This is a genomic window from Dehalococcoidia bacterium (assembly GCA_022451965.1).
Taxonomy (GTDB): Bacteria; Chloroflexota; Dehalococcoidia; order Lucifugimonadales; family Lucifugimonadaceae; genus TMED-70.
The window spans coordinates 95273-118054 of sequence record JAKUNJ010000003.1 but is presented as its reverse complement, the minus strand read 5'-3'; the positions used below and the strand labels follow the sequence as shown (position 1 = coordinate 118054).

The window sequence follows — 22782 nt, the reverse complement described above, 5'->3', positions numbered from 1 at the left end:
ATTTTCATAAATATTTTTATTTTCTGTGTATTAGTTTTTTTTTCAATTTTTTTATTTTTTTTTGAGAAAATAAAAATTATTCATCTTGTGATTATTGTTTTTTTGTCTGTAGTTATTATAAGTTTTATATACCCTTTTTTATTATCTATAGCTTATGACAAATATGAATAAATTAAAAATCGAATTAGACATAGATTTACATAATACTTTAGATTCAGGTCAATCTTTTAGCTGGCAAAAAATTTCAAATACCTCAAATACCTATAAAGGTTACTTCAAAGATACTCTTATAACAGTAAGTGAGCTAAATAAATGTTTAGAAATAGAAATTATTGGTGGTGTAAAAAATATCAATTTAAAAAGTGAATTTGAAAATTATCTAGGTAGAGATCCAAAATATTTAGATGGATTTGATTTGTTAAGTAATGATAATATAATAAATCCTGTTATTAAGATGTATCCAAAACTAAGAATTCTTAAACAACCTAAATGGGAATGTATTGTTGGTTTTATAACTTCATCTTGCTCTAATTTACCAAGAATAAAATATCACATGAAATTACTCAGAGAATTAAACAATTATAAATTTCCAAATCCATATGAAATTTTATCAATCGGTGAAATTAAATTAAGAGAATTAGGATTTGGCTTTAGAGCTCCTTACATCATAAATATCGCTGAAAAAATAAATAATGAAAATATTTACCTAGACGAATTAGATCAAATCTCCTACCTAAAAGCTAGAGAAGAATTAGTTAGAGTGAAGGGAATAGGTAGAAAAATTGCGGATTGTATTTTAGCTTATTCTTTTGATAAGCTTGAATCATTTCCAGTAGATAGGCATGTCTTGAATGGATTAATTAGATGGTATAGATTTCCAAAAAAAATTAATCCTGAAAAAGCTAGTGATAGAGCAATGAATAAATGGGGTAGAATATCTTCTTACGCTCAGCAATATATATTTCATAGGCAAAGATTAGCCAGCAGGGCTTCAAACTGGGGAGGAGAACATAAAAAATTTGCTATAAGCAGTGATATAAATTAGCTAGTAGTTCTTTATTATAATTATTTTTTAAGTTTTTTTCTGGTGAATCTTTAAGCTCATATAATCCATTAATGTATTTCTTTTCTTTTTTTGAAAAGTTTAAGCTTTCCAAAAATTCGTTAATTACAAAATCTCTATTGTTGAATAATGAAAAAAATATTTTTATTTCTTTACTGCTGTTATCCCAGAAATCTTTATCAATAAAATGGATCTTTTCTAGAAAAGATTCAGGGAAAATTGAAAGAAATTTCTTATTCTTATTTATGAAAGTTGCAATCTTTTCAGGTTTATCTTCGTTAATAATTTTTAAGATTTCATTATATTTTCTGAAGTTAGAAATATTCCTTAATTCATCAAAAGATTTCAATAAATAATCATAAGTACGCAAATCAAAACTAAAGTCTAATCTTGTTTTATATTTTATAGCTCTGTATATTCTAGTTGGATCGTCTTCTAATGATTTATCATGGATTAGCTTTATAGTTTTATTCTTTATGTCATTAATTCCACCTAATTTATCAATTATGCATAGATCATTATTTGTTATTTCTACAGATATAGCATTTATTGTTATATCTCTTCTGTACATATCTTCAATTATTCCGGCTTTCTCCCACTTAGGAAGGTCTCCTTTAGAAGAGTATTTTTCTTTTCTTGTATGAGCGACATCAATAGAAAAATTTGAATCTCTAGTAATCAATTTATAATTTAAAAAATTATGTGCTTTATTTTGTATATCTATACTTAAATCTCTAGAGATTTCATTTACAAATTTATCTATATCACCGTCTACAGCAATATCAATATCCATATTTTTGGTAATTGATTTGTCTATAAAACTATCTCTTACAATACCTCCAACTAAATAAATGTTTGTATCATTTTTAGATTTGAAATTTTTACAATAATCTATAATACAATTAAGAAAATTGTTTTTGTTTGATATTGATGTAATTATATTATTTATATTAATATCCAAAGATTTAATTTTATATTTTTTAATTTTACAAAAATAAGGAAATTTTTATTATGTCTAATAATACTGAACATATAAATGTTTATTTTGATTATACTTGCCCTTGGGTAAGACAAGCAGGATATTGGTTGATCAATTTGGAGGAACTATCATTAGTAGAAATAAACTGGAAACCTTACTTATTGGAACAACAAAATTCAGATAATGGTGAAAATTGGTATGCGTGGGAACAAGACTTAGATAATTATGTAAGTAGAGGTATATGGCCACATTTGGGAGGTATTGCAGCTAGAAAAATTTCAAAACAAGCAGGTTATGAATATATGAAAAAAATTTTTCATCTAAAACATGTTGATAGGAAAGATGTTAGATCAAAAGATTACATAATAGAAATTGTAAAAGATTTAGGTCTTTTTTCGGATTCATTTTTAAGTGATATGTTATCGCAAGATACTTTATCTTATATTGCAGAGTCTCATAATGATGCTTCAGAAAAAGGTATTTTTGGCACCCCAACAATTGAATTTGAAGATGGTAATTCTGTTTTCTTAAAAACTTTTACTCCTCCTGAAGCTGATAGTAAGAAATTCTATGAGAGCTTAAAAATGTTGTCATATAATAATACTTATTTTGGCGAACTGAAGAAGCCTCAACCCCCTTGGCCAAAGCAACACTCAATATGATTCATGAACTAATAAAAAAATACTCTAAAATTGATCCTGATGGAATAAAAGTAGTTTTCACCCATAGTTCTTTTATTAATGAAAATCTCGCTAATAATACACTTTTATCAAATGAAAGGTTAGAATATCTTGGAGATTCTGTTATTAGTTTTATTGTTAGTAATTACTTGTACTCAAAGTATTCTGATCTTCCCGAAGGAGATTTATCTAAGATAAGATCAGAAATTGTTAATCAAAACTCTCTTTCTGATAAGTCAAAATCACTGAATTTAGGAGAGTTATTAATTTTAGGAAAAGGTGAGGAAAAAAATAATGGAAGAAATAAAAATTCAAATCTGTGTAACTTATTTGAAGCTTTATTTGGTTATTTTTCAATAAAAATTGGAATTTCTGAAACAAGTGAATTATTAATAAATTTATTTAAAGATAAGATTGATTTTTTAATTGCTGAAAGAGCATATTTCGACCCAAAATCTATGCTTCAAGAAAAACTTCAGGATGATAATTTAGATTTACCTATATATAAATCCCAGAAAAATACTGATGGTAAATTTAAGGTATCTTTATATATAAAGAACTCTCTTTATGCTGAAGCTTATGGAAAGAGAAAAATTGATGCCGAAAAAGAGGCAGCAAAAATAGCTTTAAATAAATTATAAATTCTATGTACATATTAGAAATATTATTTGCCATTGGTATCTTGATTTCTTTGATACTACCCGGTGCTTGTTATGAACTATATTTTAGGAAATTACCAACAAATATTAATAATTTATTAGTTGGTTTCTTAATATTAATAACTTTTGGAACTATAACTAAAATACTTACTTTTAGTTTAATATCTAATCAAAAAGTTTGGCTTTTTTCTTACCTTCTGATATTAGCTATTTCTATTATTTATTTACTTAGAAAAAAATCTCTAAATATAGTAATCAGGAGTTTTATTAGCATAAATTATTTAAATTTTATCTTTTTCTTTCTAATCATAATTTTTATAAGATATCTAAATCCAGATATTATACATACGGAAAAAATTATGGAATATATGATTCTTTCATCATCAATGAATGGAGATACTTTTATTCCTAAAGATTTATGGTTTCATAATCAAAATATTTCATATTATTCATACGGATATTTTGTTTTTTCATCTGTTCCTCAAATAATAAATTTAGATTCAGAGATAGCATACAATTTTATACTTCCAATAGTAATATCACTTAGTTATTTATCAGTTGTAAGTTTATTAAGTAATTTTATTTTTAGTACTAATAAAACAAAAATAATATATTTCTATATGATTTCATTTATATTCACATTTTTTTTAGCTCCACTAATAGCTATTTTTGAATTTTTTGCGCATTTACCTTTAGGTAGCAACTATTTATATGATTCTCTATCGATAGACGGATTACATGCTTCAGATAAATTTGATTTATTTTGGCCTAGCGAAAATTGGTGGTGGTTTAGTATTTCAAGAATTATAAATTTCTCAAGTGAAAACATACCCTTTTCAGATTATACAATTAATGAATTTCCTTCATTTTCAATAATATTAGGTGATATACATCCTCACGTTTTAGCTATACCTATAGTGATTTTTTGCCTATCTAAAATAATAAGTACATTTTATTCTAAAGAATTCAGTCCAAATAATTTATTTATAATAAATTTATTGCTTCTAATTACTATATTAATTAATCCTTGGTATATAGTTCCAATAATTTGGTTTTTATTTCTACAAATAATCTTTCATAATAGATCAGAAATTTATACTAAAATTACATTAAAAAGATTTTTTATAACTAGAAGAAATCTAATATTAAGATTAATCTTTATTCCAGTTATTATCTCTTTTTTTGCATTACTGATAATTAATCCAACTAATCAATTACAATTTCCTTACTTAGATTTTGTTAAGATTTCTTCAAGGTTTATTCATATATTTTTATATTGGGGATTCCCATTTATTATTATATTTATTTCATTACTAGCATCTCTATATAAAGAAATTAAAACAAGAATACTTTTCTTGAAGTTATTTTTATTAATAATATTTTTTTCATTTACATTTTCACTAATATCTAAAACTTTATACTTAAATTTAGAGTTATTTATAAACTATGTCTTAGTTGTAACCTTTTTTAGTTTTTTAATATCAGCTATCTTATATCTGCTTATAATAAACAGAAAAGATACTCAAATTTTAATTATTCTTTTATCTAACCTAACAATTATTTATGGAAGTGAATTTTTGTATGTAGTTGATGCTTTCGATAATAGAATGAATACTATATTTAAGTTTTATTTCATTTGCTATATTTTTATTAATATTATTTCTTCTTATTTATTTTTTAGATTTTTATTTAATATTTCAATAAGAAAAAAATCAATAATAGTTGTATCAACATTAGTGATATTAGTTCCAAGTATTTGGTGGTCGATAGCATCTATTGCTACTAGAAATATTGATAATGGGGGAGAGAATACATTAAATGGTCTAAGTTATCTTGATGATAGTGAATTAGAAATCATTTCATACATAAAACATAATATTCCAGCTGATGAAATTGTTTTAGAGGGTGTTGGGAAATCATATACTAAATCAAATTTTATTTCTTCTGCTACTTCAAGATCTACAGCTTTAGCCTGGACAAACCATCAATTACAATGGAGAAAAAATACTCAATATATACTTGATTTAGAAAAGAGTATTGAAGATTTCTATAATAATCCAACTCTAGATCATCATGTTATTAAAACCTATAACATTTCATATATAATTTTTTCTGATTATGAGAGACTAATATATAAAGATTCTAATATTTCAAATTTTGATAAATTTAATTTACTATTTGATAATGAAAAATATAGATTATACTCATTAAATTAATGCCTAAAATTTACATAAATTACAAACTAATTTTATACATAATTCTTTCAATTTTTGCATTGATCTTAAGATTCCTAGATTTATCCGATAGAGCAGTTCATCACGATGAAAGTTTGCATGGTTTTTTCTCATTTATAACTTCTCAAGGGGACTACTATAATCACAACCCTCTAACTCATGGAATGTTTTTATTTAACACTCTTTCTTCTTTTTTTTGGTTATTTACTGATAATAATTATATTTTGAGGCTACCTTTTGCAATATTTGGTTTTCTACTAATATTTATTCCGCTTCTTCTGAGAAAAGAATTAGGATTTATTCCATGCTATATTTTTTCAATATTTCTTACTATATCTCCTTCAATTGCTTATTTTAGTCGTTTCGCAAGAAATGATATATTTATGGCATTTTTTTTACTAATATTTATTATTTCTATAATAAAGTACGTTAAGTCTTCACAAAATCTTTGGATATATATTTCAGTTGCATGTTTATCAATTGGATACACGATCAAGGAAAGTATGTATATTAATGTTTTGGGATTATTGATTTTTTTATTCTTCTATTCTTTCAATGACATAAAAAATGTTATATTAGGAAAAATTAGTATAGATAAAATAACTAATGAAACCAAGATTTTTATTATTATTTTTACCTTATCTTTACCACTATCTGCTCCTCTAGTTTCTATATTTCAGTCATCTTTGGGTTTTACTCTAGCTACTCCAGATGGTTATCCTGGTGTACCTCCTGGATTACCAACTGGTTTAGGGATAATAGTATCTTGGATAATTTCAATTTTTTTACTCATAATTTCCTTATTCATTGGTATTTCTACAGACAAAAAAATATACTTGATTTCATTGTTAATTTTTTCACTCATCTATATTTTTATGTTTACTACTTTCCTAGTTGCTCCTCAAGGGTTAGTAACAGGTCAATGGCAATCACTTGGTTACTGGCTAGCTCAGCATGAAGTTGCAAGAGGTAGCCAACCCTACTATTATTACTTTTTGATACTTATTACAAATGAATTTTTACCTTTTTTAGTTGGATTACCTTTATCTTTATATTATTTATTCCAAAAAAGTTTCTTAAAGAGAATAATTGGATTTTGGTCAATATTTTGTATTATTGCATTTTCAATTGCAGGGGAAAAAATGCCTTGGTTAACAGTGAATATAACTTTACCATTGATTTTTGCTTTATCTATATTTTCTAAAGATTTATTAGCTTATATTATTAAAATTAAATATCCAATTTTAATTTTCTATTTTGTAACAACATCAATTTTATCTATTTTCATACTAAAAATATTATTTTCTGACTACACTGATTCTTCAAATATTTACTATGATTTATTGTATTTAATTTCTAGTTTTATTCTGTTTATATTATTTTTTATTTACACAAAAGAATCATTTAAGTTTAATTTATTATTTTATTCTTTTATTGTGATTATTTCATTATTCGGAACTTTATTGACAATTAGGACAACTAATAATGTAATTTTTAAGTTATCTGATAACCCAAAAGATATGCTTATTTATACTCAGACCTCACAAGAATTACATAAAATTTCATTGGAAATAGAAGAATTACAAATAAAAAAATCAAATATATCTATTGCTGTAGATTCTACAGATGGGTTTTCATGGCCATGGATGTGGTATCAAAGAAATAATAATAAAATTACTTGGTTTAGTGATATGGATTATGAAAGATTACAAAATGATTATGATTTGATGTTAGTAAATAATAAAAATTTAGACAAAATTGACTTAGTTAACTACAAAGTAATTCGAGAATTTCCACATAGAGAATGGTTTCCTGAAAATATTTATAGAAATAAAAACTTAGCTGATCTAACTAAATTTTTTATGAATACACAAGAAAGAATAAAATTTAAAAATTTTATCCTATACAGAGATTTTGAATCCTCTATAGGCAGTTCAGATGGGACATTCTTAAAATCAAAAAACTTAGAAAATATTGAATAAATTTAGATTAAATATATATAATGCATTATCTATAATACTTTCTCTTTTTTTTGTTTATGGATTAGTAATAATTATTAATGATTTTGATGAAATATTTTCTAATATTTCTAAAGTTAATGTGTTTATTATACTAAGTGCTACATTTGTTTATTTTATATCAGTTATTTTTAGATATTTGAGATGGAAATTTATTTATAAAGAACTTATAGGTAACTATAAACTTAACATGTTTATGGAAACTATTATCGGTTATATGGCAAATAATATTTTTCCTTTTAGATTAGGTGAAATTTATCGTGTTAGGAGAGTCTCAGATAAAGAATCAATAAGTTTTATAAAAGTACTATCAACTATATTTACAGAAAGATTGACTGATATTTTAGCTTTATTGATTTTTATAATTATTTCTCTGCCTTTTATAAAAGAATTTAATTATGTAATTGAACTGGATGATAGAAATATTGATTTACTTGATTTTGGAAATAATTTAGTAAATTATTTTATTATCATTACTTTGTTTTCAATAGTATTTTTTGTAATTTATAAATTGAAAATCCCATTAATTGAATTACTGATATCAAAGTTATTAAATTTTATAAAATCATTAACTGTTTTTTTTAGTAAAAAGAGAAGTATAAAAAAATATATAAATTTATATATATTATCTTTTTTAATTTGGTTTATTGAAGCTGGTGTTTACTACATAGTTTCTGTAGAAATATTACCAAATCATAATAAATTAGATTTGTTGTTTATAATACTTTTTGTTTGTTCTATTACAAATCTTTCTGGTGTAATTCCTTCATTACCAGCAAATATAGGAGGATTTGAATTTTTTGGAACTTTAGCATTCCTAATTCTTGGAATCTCTACAAATCAAGGAGCATCAATAATTATAACTGTACATCTAATATTATTTGCTCCTATTTCTTTGTTTGGAATTATAATACTTTTATCAGAAAAACTTAATCTAATAAAAAAGAAATGAAGATTTGTATAATTGGAGCCGGAATTACGGGACTTACAGCAGCTTATAAACTTTCTAAGCTAGGTCACGAAGTTATAATATATGAATCGACTTCATACTCTGGAGGTCAAGCTTCTACAATAGATTTTGGTAAATTCGAAATAGAAAAAGCTTACCATCATCTATTTGTTACTGATAAAGCAATTTTAGAACTTTACAAAGAGCTAAATATTGAAAATGAATTAAATTGGTATAAATCTAAAGTTGCAACATTTGCAAATAAGAAAATTTGGTCAACAACCTCACCTTTTGATTTATTAAGACTACCTATAATTTCATTTAAGGATAGAATAAATCTAGCCTTGATATCTATAAGATTAAAGCTAATAAAGGACTGGAAAAAATTAGAATCAATATCTGCATATAAATGGTTATCAAACCATGTAAGTGAAAAAACATTCTCTATAATTTTTGAACCACTGCTTAGGGGTAAATTTGGTAGATATTATAAAGATATTTGTATGCCTTGGTTTTGGTCAAAAATTCAAACTCGAGTTTCTTCTAGGAATAAAAAATTTGATGAAATTCTTTGTTATCCAAAAAATTCATTTTCTTTTCTAATAAAAAAATTAGAGAATGAGATCAAAAATAAAGGTGGATATATTAAACATAATCATAAAGTTATAAGTATAAACACCTTAGAAAATAAAGTTTCATCAGTTGATATTATAGATGCTGAAAAAAATAAGAAAACTGAATTTTTTGATAAGGTAATATCTACTACTCCTTATAGTATATTGAGTAAACTAATCACCTTAGATTCAAATCTTTTAGAAAAAATGAATAAAGTTGAATATATGTCTGCAGTGGTTATGATTTTGATCTTAAAAAGTCCTATATCAGAATATTACTGGGTTTCAATAGCAGATAAAGATTTTCCATTTCTTGGGATTATTGAACATACTAATCTTTTACCTAAAGAAAACTATGACGAAAAAAATATACTATATATAACTAATTATGTCGAAGAGGATAATGAATTATTAAGTATGAATTATGATGAAGTGATCGAAAAATATATACCTTATATAAACTCAATAAATCCAAATTTTTCTAAGGACGAAATCCTTGATTATAAATTTAATAAAATAAATTATGCCCAACCAATTATTCCAATTAATTATTCTTCATATAAAATACCAATAAAATTACCTGTTTCTGGACTTTATTCTGCTAATACAGCTCAAATATATCCAGAGGATAGAGGGACTAACTATTCGGTTGAATTAGGTGAAAAAGTAACAAAAATTATTTTGGAGGATACAAATGGATTCATTGAAAGGTAAATCAGTTATACTTACTGGAGCAGGATCTGGTATAGGAAAAGTAACAGCAAAAATGCTAGGCGAACAAGGTGCTAATGTATTTGTTGTAGGAAGAAGAGAAAATCTTCTAAAAGAATCAGTTAAAGAAATTGAAAATGCTGGAGGAAAAGGTGCTTTTCTTTCTGCTGATCTAGAAGATGGAGATTCTGCTGCAAATGTAGCAGAAGAAGCTATTAAGGAATTTGGTAATATTCAGTACCTAGTAAATAATGCTGGCCATTCAAGTAAAGTACGATCAATGAGATACGTAAAGAAAGATGACTGGCAATCAGTATTCAATGTGAATGTTGAAGGTGTTTACAGATTAACACAAGCTATTTTGCCAAATATGATTGAAAATGGTGGTGGAACTGTAGTAACAATTTCTTCAATGGCTGCAATAAATCCTGGTCTTATGGGAGGTGTGCCTTATTCTTCAGCAAAAGCAGCTGTTGCAGCTATGATGACTGCAATGCGACAAGAATTAAGAGAGCATGGAATACGAAGTTGTACAATTTATCCTGCTGAAGTAGATACGCCAATTTTAGATAATAGACCTCTACCTCCAGATGCACAAGCAAGAGCAACAATGATGATGCCAGAAGATATAGCAGAAACTATTTTGCTTTGTATGAGAATGCCTCACAGGACTATAGTTCAAGATGTTATTGTTAGCCCTACAATTCAAAGAGATGTTTCAGAAGATATGAAGATAGCTAAAACATTAGGTAGCAATTAGTATAATTTGATCAAATAATATCTTGTTAGAAAAATTCCAAATTGATAAAATTAAATTGGAACTATTTCAGGAGTAGATTTGTCAAATAAAATTTTGGATTCAGATTCACTTAGATCTATAATCAATGAATCTATTTCCAACCAAAAGAGAACTACAGTTACAGTTTTGTCTTCTTTGTTAGCTGTGCAAGACTCCTTGCACTATATACCTGATGAAGCAATAGAAGAAATTGCTAACTTTTGTAAAGTAACTATCAATGATGTATGGAGTGTAGCTTCATTCTATACAAATTTTAGGTTTACTCCACCCGGTGAAAAAACTCTAGATGTTTGTTGGGGACCTAGCTGCCACATTAATGGAGCTCAAAAACTAATTACTAAGGCTCATAACATACTTGGAATTGAAGGAGAAGGAGAAAGCTCTGACAATAAAGTTACACTCAGGTACTCTACATGTCTTGGAGCTTGTGCTCAGAGCCCGGTTTTTGCTGTTGATCATAAAATGTTTGGAAAACTGGATGATAAAAAAGTTGAAAATTTAATTGATTCACTAAAGAAGGAATAATGTCTGAAAAATATCAAAATTTAAAAGATTTATCTTCAAAATATGTAAGCGATATCTACGACAAAAAAGTAGTTATTAAGGTTCAAACCGGAACAAGTGGGCAAGCAGTAGGTGCAGATGAAATTTTTCAATCTCTATCTTCAAAGTCCTCCGATAAAATAAATATACTTGAAGTTGGTTCTATGGGTCTTATGTATTTAGAGCCAATGATTGTAGTCCATCTACCTTCAAATGTAAAAATTTTTTATGCTAATGTTGATCTTGATATCGCTAATAGTATTTATAATCATTACCTAAAGAGTAAAAACATTTTTAAACAAAATGCTTTTGCCTATGATTCTAACTCAAGTTTAGATATAGATATTCCAAGTATAAATGATTTGCCACAATTCTCAAATCAACTCAGAATTGCTACTAGAAATTTTGGGGAAATTACTCCAGGAGATATATTTCAGTACATCAACCAAGATGGTTACGCTGCTTTAGATAAAGCACTTTTTGAAATGTCCCCTGAGAATGTTGTCGAAGAAGTCAAAAATTCAGGACTAAGAGGTAGAGGTGGTGCAGCGTTTCCAACAGGTGTTAAATGGAGTTTTTTAGCTCCAAATAAAGCTTCTACCAAATATGTACTTTGTAATTGTGAAGAAGGAGACCCGGGAGCTTATAATGATAAAGGAATACTAGAAACAGATCCCCACACATTAGTTGAAGGTCTAATTTTAAATGGTTATGCTACAAACTCAAATAAATCTTATGTTTTTATTAGACAAGGTCATGAAATTCCAATTAATGCTATTGAAAGAGCAATAAAAGAAGCCTACCAACAAGGTATTTTAGGAGAAAATATACTTGGTTCAGATTTTTCATTTGATATGGAAGTTTCACTAACTGGAGATTCATATGTGGCAGGTGAAGAAACTGCTCTTATGGAGGCAATTGAAGGTAAAAGATCAACACCGAGATTTAAGCCTCCTTTCCCAGCTGCTTCAGGATTATGGAAGAAACCAACCAACATTAATAATGTAAAAACTATTTCTTATGTCCCTCAAATAATAAAAAATGGATCAGATTGGTTCAAGAGTACTGGAACAGAAAAATCTACAGGTACAGCTATTGTTTGTTTATCAGGTCATATTAATAGACCTGGTATGTATGAAATTCCTATGGGTATGACTATAAATGATGTTCTCCATGATATTGGAGGAGGTTCCAACTCAGAATCAGAAATTAAAATGCTTCAAACAGGTGGACCTCTAGGTGGAGTATTAGGGAAAGATGCATTTTCAACAAAAATTGATTTCGATGAAATGGCTAAATCTGGTGCTATACTAGGCTCAGGTGGGATAATTGTATGCAATGAATCAGTTTCAGTAGTTGATTTGATTAGAAACTTAGTTGCTTTCAATCAGTTCGAGTCTTGTGGAAAATGTTTCCCTTGCAGGCTTGGTAATACTCATATGTATGATGTATTAGACCGTTTATGTAAATCTAAGAGTGAACCAAACGATCTACATTTATTGGAAAGAATAGGTAAAAGTATGAAAATTGGATCACTATGTGGTCATGGTCAACTAGGTTATAATCCTATATCATCTTCATTAAAGTATTTTGAAAAAGAAATATCAGATTCAATTGCTAATAAGACTGAACCACTAGAAAAAATGCTTATACCAACAAGAACTAGACCAAATAATTCGGAGTAAAATTTGTCAGAAGAAGCAAAAATAAACATTAATGGTAGTAATTTAGATATAAAGAATGGTCAAACCATTCTTCAAGTCGCAATGGATAATGATATATATATTCCATATTTATGCTACTATCCAAATATGAAACCTTATGGTGCTTGTAGGGCATGTTTAGTAGAGGTTGAACAAACTGGCCCTGATGGGTCTGTAAGAAAAATGACAGTTGCATCATGTACAACTCCTGCTGCCAATTCAATGAAAGTTGTTAGCGATAATGAACCTGTAAATGATCTAAGAAAAGGTGTAGTAGAACTACTAATGAGTGAACATCCCCATGGATGCTTAACTTGCCATAGAGCAGAACTGTGTGGACCTCAAGATATATGTCAAAGACATGTCGCAGTAACAGATAGATGCACAATATGCCCCAAAAATGAAAGATGTGAGCTAAAGGATACTGCTCGATTCGTTGAACTAGATATGACTATACCTCTTAACTATAATAGAAGGGATTTACCTATCCATGTAGATGATCCTTTTTATGATAGAGATTACAATCTTTGTATAGTATGCGCAAGATGCGTTAGAGTTTGTGATGAAATACGAATAGACTCTGCTCTAACATTAGTTTCTAGATCAGGTGTATCACTTGTTGGAACCTCGAATGGTACTTCATTGTTAGAATCTGGATGTGAATTTTGTGGTGCTTGTATAGATGTTTGTCCTACAGGTGCATTAGTAGAAAGAGATTATAAATGGGAAAAATCTGATAAAGAATATGAAGCAAATTGTTTCAACTGTTCTGGTGGATGCGATGCACTTGTTGAAGTAAACAAATCTGATAAATTAATTAGATTTAAAGGAGATTTATCATCCCCCTCCACTAAAGGTCAGTTGTGCTATAAGGGTAAATTTGGATACGATTATCCAAACTCAACTTCACGGATCAAAAAAAGCTATTTCAAAGATGTGTACAAGAATAAATCTATTGAAAATGATGAAGCTATAATAATGATCAATGAAAAACTAAAAAATATAAATCCAGAACAAATAGCCATTATAGGTTCACCTAGAGCTTCAGTAGAAGATAATTTAGCATTATTAAACCTATCAAGTAAAATTAATACTGATAATGTTACTACTGCTAACCTCACTAATATTAATTACTTTAAAACTCTCAGTGATAGAAATAATTTCTTAGCTACGTCTAACTCGATTTGGAATCTAGAAAAATCAAGCTGTAATGTAGTAGTATCATCTAATATAACTGAAGATAATAATATAATTTCATTACCTATAAAAAAAGCATCTAGAGATAATTCTAAATTAATAGTTATTGATCCAAGAGAAATTGACTTGACTAGATATGCACATCTATGGATAAGACCTGTTCCTGGTACAGAAAGTTTGATCATAAACACTATTAGTAAACTTATTTTTGATCAAAATTTAGAATCTAAAGATGTAAATCCTAATAATATAGATGAATATAAAAAATTCTTATGGAAATTTGATGCTAGAAAAGTTTCGTCCATCACCAAGGTTCCTGAAGAACAAATAATAGAAGCTGCAAGGATTATTTCTGGATCTTCTAAAACTTCATTCACCTTTGGGCAAGATACTGTTAAAGATTCAGAATCAAAAGATTTTGTTGATTCGATTATAAATTTAGCTTCAATTACTAATAACTTGAATGGAGAAGGAAAAGGTATATATCCTACATTTAATGGTATAGGTACAGCTAATTTCTATGATATTTTTTCAAAGAATAAAAAAAGCTTCTCAAGTATTGATAATATTATAGAAAAAATAAAAGAGAGTAAGATTAAGGCATTAATAATGTTTGGAGATGGGATTAATCCTGATTTGATTACAGAAGAACCTTTCGAGGAAATATCAGAAAAACTTGAGCTTTTTATTTATGCAAACCATCTTAAGAATAAGTTTTTTGATCTAGCTGATTTTACTTTACCAACAAAAACTTATGCTGAGCATGAATCAACAACGATTAATAATGAAGGAAGAATAAAAGTCTCTCCTAAGATGATAAATAAAGTTAATTCTAATCTTATGTCAGTAGTAGATATTTCAGAAATGTTATTTGAGAATAAAAATATTGAGATAGAAAAATATAAAAATGAATACATATCTAAAGTCTCAGAAAATAGTAATGAAGTAACTAAAAATGACTTGAGCTATGATTTGCTTTTCGATGACATAAATATTGATGAAATTATAACAGATGGGCTATTCTATTTACCAGGAAGAATTCTTAATAGACCAGAAGCAGTAAAAGTTTCTAAAGAATCAGACATGAATAAAATCACATCACCAATTTTTATTAGTATTCACCCAAAAGATGCTATAGCTAATAATATTAATGAAGATGATAACATTACAATAATATCTGAAAATGGAAACTTTGAACTAAATACAAAATTAAAGCTTGATGGAAAAATTGAAGGATTTCTTACATCGACTGACTATTTTGGTAGAATGGTCACTGAACTAGAATCTAGTAATAATCCAGATTTTTCATCAGCTGTACCATTATTAAATTATAAAAAAGTAAAAATAAGTTAAGGAGTAGAAATGTCTAAACCAGTTATTGTAAATGAAAGTGATTTTCAAGAAATTGTGGAAAATTCTGATATCCCAGTTCTTGTTGATTTTTGGGCTGAGTGGTGCGGACCATGTAAAATGATTGCTCCAACAATCGATCAATTAGCTGAAGAATATGATGGAAAAGTTCTTTTTGCTAAAGTAGATGTAGACAGTAATCCTAATCTTTCTGTACGTTTTCACGTAAGATCGATACCAATGCTATTACTTTTCAAGGATGGTCAGCCAGTTGATCAGATAATAGGAGCTGTTGGTAAACAACATTTTGAAGAGAAAATTAACGCTGTAGTATAAAAAAAATAATGAAAATTAAAAATGATATTATAGGTTACCCAATACTTATGTTTGATATTTTAGTATGTGGGTTGTTGGGAGCTACTGTTAATGGTTTATTTGGTCTGATACTTTTCTTGATTATAGTTATTCCTACAGTATTTGCTGTAGATTCATTCTTCCTTGAATAATTTAGTAGCCAAATTCTTTAGCTGCTAAATTACCAATATATTTTCCTATAACAAGTGAAGATGTAGCACCTGGTGATGGTGCATTCAATACATGTATTGAATTGTCCCCACTCTCAATTTTGAAGTCATCTATAAGATCTCCATTAGGCGCAACTGCTTGAGCTCTTACACCTGAACCTCCTCCTCTCAAATCAAAATCATTAACTTGAGGAATTAACTCTCTGAGACTATTTACAAATATTTTCTTTCTAAGTGATCTATTAACTTCCCAAATGCCTGTTTTCCAGTCATTTTTAAACAATTTCCAAAATCCACTGTAAGTAAAAGTATCAAGCGTATCTTTTAGAGAAATATCTCTCTTTCTGTAGCCTTCTCTCTTTGTAGCAAGAACTGCATTTGGCCCAGCTTCTACAACTCCCTTCATAGTCTGAGTAAAATGTACCCCAAGAAACGGAAGTTCAGGATTAGGTACTGGGTAAATTAATCCCTTAACCAAATATTCTTTTTCTTTTTTAAGAGTGTAGTATTCTCCTCTAAATGGTATTATTTTTAAGTCTGTTTCTAGTCCGAACAATTTTGCAATTCTGTCTGAATGGAGACCTGCGCAGTTTATTACCTTCTTTGTATGTAAATCTCCGTTAGTAGTTTGAATTACAATTTTATCATTATCTTTGGTAGATCCAATTACTTTAGTATCAAGCAATATTTCTCCACCTTTTTCTTTAAATTGATCCCCATATACCTCAGTTACAGTTTCATAATTTACAATTCCTGTACCTGGTGCATGAAGAGATTTAAGTGATTTTACATATGGTTCTATTTGTCTAGATTCATCAGGATTAAGTACTTTTAGACCTTCAACATTGTTAGCCACTCCTCTTTGAAAAAGATTATCTATCTTGGGTATGTCGGATTCTTTAGTTGCAACGATTAACTTTCCACATGTCCATACAGGAATTTCATTATCTTGACAAAATTTAGTCATACTTGCTCTTCCCTCTACACAAAATTGAGCCTTGAAAGAACCAGGTTTATAATAAATTCCAGAATGAATTACACCAGAATTATGCCCTGATTGTTGTGAAGCAACATTAGAATCTTTTTCTACCACCAATATCTTTAATTTACTATTTCTCTTAATAAGATCATTAGCAACAGCCAGTCCTATTATGCCTCCACCAATAATTACTAAATCATATATTTTCATTATTTAATATTCCTACTATAAAATTAAAGTCTTAAAAATTTCTTCAGTACTAGATCTAATTAAATCATAAGCATTATCTAAAGCATAATCCAATTCCATAGGTTTATTTACAATACTAAAAAAAGAATCTATACCTTGAGAAGAACATTCCTTGTAACCTTCTCCTAAAGAGCCAGATATACAAATAACTGGAATGCCATACTTTTTTGCTCTAGTTGATACTGCCACTGGAGACTTATTGAATTGAGTCGATTTATCCGTTTGACCTTCACCAACAATAACCAAGTCAATTCCGGGTAATTTTTTTTCATAATCTAATGTGTCCAGTACTATATCAGCGCCTAGTGCAAGCTCGGCGTTAACAAATGCCATAAGTCCTGCTCCTAAACCTCCTGCAGCCCCAGCCCCAGGGATATCTCTAATATTTTTTCCTATTTGATTCTCAATTAGTTGAGACCAATAGAATAAGTTTTCATCTAAAATCTTAATTTGATCTGTGTTTGCACCTTTTTGAGGCCCAAAAATTACTGAGGCACCAGAATCTCCACACAAAGGGTTGTTAACGTCACAAGCTACCTTAACTTCTATTTGATTTATTCTTTTATCTATATTACTAAGATCTATATTTTCTATTGAATTTAAGTTTGCACCTGATGGAAAAACATCATTATTATTTTTATCTAGTAATTTTGCCCCAATAGCAGATACAAAGCCAGCACCACCATCATTTGTAGCACTACCACCAATTCCAAGAATAAATTTCTTAGCTCCACTATCCAAAGCAGCTTTAAATAACTGGCCTGTTCCATAAGTAGTAGTATTTAACGCTGATTTCTCATTTTCATTCAGTAATGCTAATCCGGATGCTCTAGCCATTTCTATAACAGCAGTCTGATTATCGCCTAATTTTCCCCATTCAGCTTCTATTTCTTTTCCTAGAGGGTCATGAACATTTTCTTTGATTATTTCACCATTAGTTACATCAACCATAGTTTTTAATGTTCCATCACCTCCGTCTGCGACTGGTGCAATTTTTACATTTACACTGGAATCAACTCTATTTATTCCATCCTTAATAGCTAAAGCAACTTCATAGCCAGTTAAGCTTTCCTTAAATTCTTGAGGTGAAATTAATATATTTTTAATCTTCATAAAATTAAATATTTCTATCTATTATATCTTTTACTTCACTAACTACTAAATCAATGTTACCTTCAATATTAGTGATTACATAGTCAAAATAATTAGATAATTCGATTTCAGATTTCATGGTATCTAATCTGATTTTAATTTGTTCATCAGAAACCTGTCCTCTTTCTAACAAATGTTTCTTAACTGAATTAACAGAATCTGGTTTTATGAAAATTAGTATAACTTCAGGAATAGATTCTTTTATTTTTTTTGCTCCCTGTACATCAACTCTTAATAATACATGTTTATTATTTTGAGATGGTTCTAAAATTTGAGATTTAGGAACACCATAATAATTACCGTAAACTCTTGACCACTCAATCAGCTTATCTTTTTCTACTAATTCAAGAAATTCAGGCTCAGAAACAAAAAAATGATTGATTCCTTCAATCTCATCTTCTCTTGGATGTCTGGTCACTGTTGTAATTACAAAATGAAAATCAGGAAATATTTTACGTAGTTCTAATATAATTGTATCTTTTCCTACTCCTGAAGGACCAGATATAAGAAAAATTTTAGAATTTAATTTCATAAAAGATCAATTTCCAATTGTATTTAAAGTTTCCCAAAAGTTAGGATATGAAACATTGGCAGCTTCTGGATTTTTTATTTTTATTGTTTTTTCAGATACTAAGCTTGCTATTCCTAAAGTCATGGCTAATCTATGATCTCCATGTGATGAAAAATAGCCACCATTTATATTGTATGTTCCATTAATAATCATTCCATCATCTAATTCTTCTATATCAGCGCCTGCTTTTCTCATCCAATCTACAGTTAGTGAAATTCTGTCGGTTTCTTTATATCTTAGTTCTTTAGCATCGGTAATTCTTGTTTCTCCTTCTGCAAATACAGCTGCTAAAGCAATAATAGGAATTTCGTCAATTAATAAAGGAATTTCCTTACCTGATATGGTTGTACCCTTAAGTTTTGAACTTTTTACAGCAATATCGCAAGCAGGTTCTCCAGAATAATGAACTTTATTATTAAATTCTAGGTTAGCTCCCATTCTTTCTAATACGGATATTATTCCAGCTCTTGTTTCATTAATTCCTACATTTAAAATATTTAATTCAGCATCAGAATGAATTGATGCCGCAACCATCCAAAAAGCAGCACTAGAGATATCCCCAGGTATAACAAGATCATTTGATTGAAGTTCAGATGGTGAAATTTCTATTTGTAGACCAGTTTTATTGATATTTGCTCCCATACCCATTAATAATCTTTCAGTATGATCTCTAGAAACATCTTTTTCTTTTATGATAACCTTACCATTTGATCTTAGACCAGCAAGAATTAAAGCACTTTTTAGCTGTGCACTAGCTACGGGTAGTTCATAATTAAGATCAGATAAAGTTCCACCAGAAAAATTTATTGGTGCATTTTCATTATTATTTAAAGCTGAAATATTAGCACCCATCATAGATAAAGGTTTGATTATTCTTTTCATTGGTCTTTTCCTGATAGATGAATCTCCATCAAGTGTAGATTCAAAATCTCTACCAGCTAAAATTCCTGACATTAACCTTATAGTAGTACCTGAATTACCTACATACAAAATATCTTTTGGTTTAGATAGATCATTAATTCCTTTTCCATAAGTATAAACAGTGCTACCTTCTACTTTTATTTTTACACCTAATTTCTGTAAAACATCAATTGTGGATAAACAATCTTCTCCCATTAAGAAATTAGAGATTTTAGCATCTCCGTTCGCAATAGAATTAAACATAACTGCTCTGTGTGACAAAGACTTATCTGAAGGGATTTTAATATCTCCTCTTAAGCTTAGTACTTTATTTAGAGATAAGTTCATTATTATAATTAGATTCTTTTTTCAAAACCATATTTGTCTTTATCGATATTTTTAGATTTTGTAAAAAAACTAGCAGCTTTTGAACCTATAAATAAAGACAACATATTTTCTTGTGATGATGGGATAAGATCACTAGATTTAGTGAAGTTTGGATCTATATTATTCTTAATGAGTAGTTTGTCTTCCCAAGAAGAATTAACAAAATCAGCAATTTCATTCTCTGAATTAGATTCAATCTGTTTTTCTAAATTCATTAATTCATTGATGTAAAGTTTTATCCATTGATTAATCATATCGTTATTAGTTGATATTGAAGAAAATGACTTGATCGGATCAATTTCAGAAGGTGATGAAAATTCATTAAATTTTTCATCAAAATATCTAAATACCTCTTTCCACGAAGAACTTTTATGAGAAAGTTTGATTAATACAGAACTTAGTAAATATGGCATAGTTTCAACCAGTCCTATGTAGCTATCATGTTCATTTATATCTATATTCATCACAGAACCCTTAAATTCTTCAATAAAAGATTTAGATAAGTCTATTGATTTAGGTTTAGAATTAGAATAATTGATAACTCCCCAATTAAGATTTAATAACGAATCATCTTTGACAAAAGGATACATTCCAATAATTTCATTATTAGGTAACAATTCATTTGCCCAAGAGCTAACAGCTCTTTTATTTGATGAAAAATCAAATATACAAATTCTTTCATCAATATTATCTACTAATGATTCAAAAACATCATATGTTGAGGATGTGGGTACAGCAAGAATTAATATATCTGAATTCTCTACACTATCTGAATAACTATTAGATTCTATTGTTATAGATTCAGAATTTTTTGCTAATTTACTTTGATTTTTATCTAAGTCAAAACCAACAATTTTAATAGTTTTATTATTAGATAAAAGGAATTTACCTATACTAATTCCTAAGTTACCTAAGCCAATTATTGTAATTTGGGTATTATTAAAATTTCCCACTTTTTTTTACCTCTAAATTACTTAATTTTGACGAAATATTAGAAAAATTATTTATTGTCATCTCAGATAAATCTAAAACAATCCCAGAAAAACCAATATGATAAAGAAATTGAAAATTTATATCGTCTAAAATATTGGATTTTAATTTAATAAACCAATTAGATCTTATTGAATTTATCATATCTTTTGCAATAAGCATATCTTCTAAATTATTGAATGATTCAATGTCTTGATCATATATTAAAAAATCAAATTCAAAATTTTCAATTGTATCTTTACGTTCATCAGTAATTTTTTTATTAATTATCATTCCTATACTTTTTTCATAATTAAAAATATTAAAATTTACATTTTTCGGATCTTCAATTAGAACAAAATCTGTATCATCTAAAGATTTCAATGTATCTTTACTATTGATAATTTTTCCTACACATTGTTTTGAATTTTTAGGTTTATTTGAGTATAAATAAGCATTACAGATAAAGTCAGATTCCTTAATGTCAGAATTAGTTAGACCTATAACTAAGAGATCATTATTTGTTTTAGATTTACTAAAATTAAAACCTATATCACCGTTCGAATTGTTTATAATTTCATTAAAATCTTTGGAAGACATATTTAATCAGTATCTTTTCGTGAATCTTTCAGAAAATTCTCCACATCTTTAAGAATTAATTGAGGCTCAGGATCTATTTTTGACATTTCTTCGGTATCATATGATTCTTCTAATCTTTCAACATACTTAGTTATTTCATTATGATCTTCTAAAGCTAAATTAAGAGATGAACGAAATTCCTCAGATCTTTTTGTAATTTTTTCAAAACTTAGTTTTAAGTCAAGTAAATTAGATAACTCTTTCATTATAGCCGCTGAAAGAATAGGATTGTGAGTAACTTGAAGATAGTGAGGAGTATGTCCCCAAATTGATATTGTCGAAAGTTTCATATGATCAAGCTTTTCACCAATAACAGAAGTTATACCAGCAGGACCCTCATATGAAGGAGGGGAGTACTTTAATTTTTTCAAAAGAGAATTATTTTTTTTTCCTGTTCCTGTAAAACTTATTCTTGGTTCTCTAGTGTGTGGAACAGAGTCAAGTAAGGCTCCTACCATAATAATTGTCTTTATTTCATAAAATTCAATAACACTTAAGAATTCTTTGACATAATTTTTCCAGTCCATATCTGGCTCTATTCCTTCAAAAATTACAATATCATTTTTGGAATTTTTTCTTTTTACAAAAGAAAATTTATTTTCTAACCAATCAATGTGTCTCAAATTTTCTTTTATGTTTGTAACTGTTGGTCTTTTGTCTGAATATATATAGTAAGAATCAGATTCCATTTCAATTGAATGAATTACTTCTAGTTGAGATAGAATTTCTTCAACAGATTTAGTCGCAGATTCTGCAGCGTCAGGCCAACCTTGCCAGGAGCAAATAAGAACTGGATTATTCAGTTTTAGAGGAGACAGATCTTTCAAATTTAATTCCTTGATAAAGGTTATATAGATAATATTTTTATCTTAATTTCATCATAACTTATAAGAAAAAAAAATATAGTTTCTTC

At 27.9% G+C, this 22782-nt stretch carries 21 protein-coding genes; 13 read left to right on the top strand and 8 right to left on the bottom strand.

Going from position 1 to position 22782, the window contains the following annotated elements; genetic code table 11:
• The first annotated feature begins 163 nt into the window (after positions 1–163).
• Positions 164–1045, top strand: a complete 882-nt coding sequence (locus MK083_01240; protein ID MCH2673079.1) for a hypothetical protein — start codon at positions 164–166, stop codon at positions 1043–1045.
• Here the strand turns inward: MK083_01240 and MK083_01235 are convergent.
• The gene (locus MK083_01235) at positions 1023–2024 is read right to left on the bottom strand and encodes a hypothetical protein (protein ID MCH2673078.1); all 1002 of its coding nucleotides are present in this window, start codon (positions 2022–2024) and stop codon (positions 1023–1025) included. The genes MK083_01240 and MK083_01235 overlap by 23 nt on opposite strands.
• A gap of 50 nt (positions 2025–2074) precedes the next feature.
• Here MK083_01235 and MK083_01230 point away from each other — a divergent pair, with 50 nt between their 5' ends.
• From MK083_01230 to MK083_01175, 12 genes are all read left to right on the top strand, one after another.
• Complete coding sequence (locus tag MK083_01230; GenBank protein MCH2673077.1) at positions 2075–2704, top strand: DsbA family protein; 630 nt, start codon at positions 2075–2077, stop codon at positions 2702–2704.
• Entirely contained in the window at positions 2680–3363 is a 684-nt protein-coding gene (gene rnc / locus MK083_01225) for a ribonuclease III (protein MCH2673076.1), read from the top strand. The genes MK083_01230 and rnc overlap by 25 nt, the downstream gene beginning before the upstream one ends.
• Before the next feature lie 5 nt (positions 3364–3368).
• Positions 3369–5597 carry a DUF2298 domain-containing protein gene (locus MK083_01220; protein ID MCH2673075.1) on the top strand — a complete coding sequence of 743 codons (2229 nt, stop codon included), beginning with the start codon at positions 3369–3371 and terminating at the stop codon, positions 5595–5597.
• Entirely contained in the window at positions 5597–7597 is a 2001-nt protein-coding gene (locus MK083_01215; protein ID MCH2673074.1) for a TIGR03663 family protein, read from the top strand. The genes MK083_01220 and MK083_01215 overlap by 1 nt, the downstream gene beginning before the upstream one ends.
• Positions 7590–8585 (top strand): flippase-like domain-containing protein, encoded by a 996-nt coding sequence (locus MK083_01210; GenBank protein ID MCH2673073.1) that lies wholly within the window; start codon positions 7590–7592, stop codon positions 8583–8585. The genes MK083_01215 and MK083_01210 overlap by 8 nt, the downstream gene beginning before the upstream one ends.
• Positions 8582–9910 (top strand): NAD(P)/FAD-dependent oxidoreductase, encoded by a 1329-nt coding sequence (locus MK083_01205; GenBank protein ID MCH2673072.1) that lies wholly within the window; start codon positions 8582–8584, stop codon positions 9908–9910. The genes MK083_01210 and MK083_01205 overlap by 4 nt, the downstream gene beginning before the upstream one ends.
• Entirely contained in the window at positions 9891–10667 is a 777-nt protein-coding gene (locus MK083_01200) for an SDR family oxidoreductase (protein MCH2673071.1), read from the top strand. Before MK083_01205 ends, MK083_01200 begins: the two co-directional genes overlap by 20 nt.
• 78 nt (positions 10668–10745) lie before the next feature.
• A complete protein-coding gene (locus MK083_01195) occupies positions 10746–11231 on the top strand; it encodes an NAD(P)H-dependent oxidoreductase subunit E (GenBank protein MCH2673070.1) in 486 nt (161 codons plus the stop codon).
• Positions 11231–12934: an SLBB domain-containing protein gene (locus MK083_01190; protein MCH2673069.1), complete on the top strand. Its 1704-nt coding sequence runs from the start codon at positions 11231–11233 to the stop codon at positions 12932–12934. The genes MK083_01195 and MK083_01190 overlap by 1 nt, the downstream gene beginning before the upstream one ends.
• Positions 12935–12937: 3 nt before the next feature.
• Positions 12938–15502, top strand: coding sequence for a molybdopterin-dependent oxidoreductase (locus tag MK083_01185; GenBank protein MCH2673068.1), 2565 nt, complete (start codon positions 12938–12940; stop codon positions 15500–15502).
• A 9-nt stretch (positions 15503–15511) separates the two neighbouring features.
• On the top strand, positions 15512–15835 hold the full coding sequence (gene trxA, locus MK083_01180) for a thioredoxin (GenBank protein MCH2673067.1): 324 nt from the start codon (positions 15512–15514) through the stop codon (positions 15833–15835).
• A gap of 8 nt (positions 15836–15843) precedes the next feature.
• Entirely contained in the window at positions 15844–16005 is a 162-nt protein-coding gene (locus MK083_01175; GenBank protein ID MCH2673066.1) for a hypothetical protein, read from the top strand.
• Between the two features lies 1 nt (position 16006).
• Here MK083_01175 and lhgO read toward each other — a convergent pair whose 3' ends face one another.
• Genes lhgO through MK083_01140 form a run of 7 tightly spaced genes read right to left on the bottom strand, consistent with a single transcriptional unit; the run spans position 16007 to position 22696 of the window.
• The gene (gene lhgO / locus MK083_01170; protein ID MCH2673065.1) at positions 16007–17206 is read right to left on the bottom strand and encodes an L-2-hydroxyglutarate oxidase; all 1200 of its coding nucleotides are present in this window, start codon (positions 17204–17206) and stop codon (positions 16007–16009) included.
• 21 nt (positions 17207–17227) lie between these two features.
• Complete coding sequence (locus MK083_01165; GenBank protein MCH2673064.1) at positions 17228–18364, bottom strand: glycerate kinase; 1137 nt, start codon at positions 18362–18364, stop codon at positions 17228–17230.
• 4 nt (positions 18365–18368) lie between these two features.
• Entirely contained in the window at positions 18369–18935 is a 567-nt protein-coding gene (gmk, locus tag MK083_01160; GenBank protein MCH2673063.1) for a guanylate kinase, read from the bottom strand.
• 6 nt (positions 18936–18941) lie between these two features.
• Positions 18942–20222, bottom strand: coding sequence for a 3-phosphoshikimate 1-carboxyvinyltransferase (aroA, locus tag MK083_01155; protein ID MCH2673062.1), 1281 nt, complete (start codon positions 20220–20222; stop codon positions 18942–18944).
• Between the two features lie 8 nt (positions 20223–20230).
• Positions 20231–21214 (bottom strand): prephenate dehydrogenase/arogenate dehydrogenase family protein, encoded by a 984-nt coding sequence (locus MK083_01150; protein ID MCH2673061.1) that lies wholly within the window; start codon positions 21212–21214, stop codon positions 20231–20233.
• Positions 21201–21830: a hypothetical protein gene (locus tag MK083_01145; GenBank protein ID MCH2673060.1), complete on the bottom strand. Its 630-nt coding sequence runs from the start codon at positions 21828–21830 to the stop codon at positions 21201–21203. The genes MK083_01150 and MK083_01145 overlap by 14 nt, the downstream gene beginning before the upstream one ends.
• A 2-nt stretch (positions 21831–21832) precedes the next feature.
• Entirely contained in the window at positions 21833–22696 is an 864-nt protein-coding gene (locus MK083_01140; GenBank protein ID MCH2673059.1) for a PAC2 family protein, read from the bottom strand.
• Positions 22697–22782: the final 86 nt, after the last annotated feature.